The sequence below is a fragment of the Neoroseomonas marina genome (assembly GCF_012927745.1).
GTDB classification, from domain to species: Bacteria; Pseudomonadota; Alphaproteobacteria; order Acetobacterales; family Acetobacteraceae; genus Neoroseomonas; species Neoroseomonas marina.
On sequence record NZ_JABBKX010000026.1, the window covers coordinates 1 to 1,045 of the forward strand.

General features: G+C 69.9%; 1 protein-coding gene. It reads right to left on the reverse strand.

Annotated elements, in window-relative coordinates:
• Positions 1 to 955, reverse strand: a 955-nt coding sequence (locus tag GWK16_RS24915; protein ID WP_170056677.1) for an IS481 family transposase, incomplete at its 3' end; no start/stop codon positions are given.
• Positions 956 to 1,045: the final 90 nt, after the last annotated feature.

The window sequence follows — 1,045 nt, forward strand, 5'->3', positions numbered from 1 at the left end:
TGTCGCTGCCAAGGAGGTTGTCCCTGACTAATCGGCTGACGGGCGGCCTTCCGCCGAGGGCAGAGTGGGGCCTGAGGCTGTTGTAGTGGCAGAGCCAGGCGGGCATGGCGCGGGCGCGCTCGGCGGAGCTGTGGAAGGGCATGGCGTAGGCCCATTCCCGCAGTGAGGTCTGGATGAACCGCTCGGCCTTGCCGTTGGTGCGCGGCGTGTAGGGCCGGGTGCGCTTGTGTTTGAGGCCGATTCTCTGCAGGGCGGCGGCGAAGAGCTTGCTTTTGAAGGCGGAGCCGTTGTCGGTCATGACGCGCTCGACGCCGACGCCACGGGCCTCGAACCAGGCCAGCGCGTCCTCGAGGAAGCGCACGGCGCTCTCCTTCTTCTCGTCGGGCATCAGCGCGGTGTAGGCGAGCCGCGAGGCGTCATCGATGGCGACGTGGAGGTACTCCCAGCCGAGCCCCTCGCCGCGGCCGCGCCGGCTGCTCTGGCCGGTGCGCTCGCCGGTGATGCGGTGGCCGATGCCCTCGATACGGCCGAGCTTCTTGATGTCGATGTGGATCAGTTCGCCCGGCCGCTCGCGCTCGTAGCGGATGACCTGGCGGGGCGGGTCGAGAGCGGCGAGGCGGCCAAGGCCGAGACGGCGCAGCGCAACGCCGACGGAGGAGACCGGCCGCCCGAGCTGGCGGGCGATGGCAGGACCGGAGAGGCGTTGGCGACGCAACGCCTCGATCTCAGCCTCTGCCGCTGCGGACAGGCGAGACGGGCTGCGATGCGGGCGGGAGGAGCGGTCACGCAGGCCGGCCTCGCCTTCGGCGGCGAAGCGGTCGCGCCACTTGCGCACGGTACGCGGACTGGTGCCGATCGCCGTCGCCACGACGGCCACCGTCCAGCCTGCCGCCAGCCGATCGACTATCAGCATTCGACTATGCGGCGTGGTGCGCGCATTCTCATGGGCGTCCATCCGGGGCTCCGGCTTGGTCGTTGAAGGTGTGGCAACCACAGCCTCCAACCTCAGCCCCGGAGGGACAACCTCCATAGCAGCGACATCTAG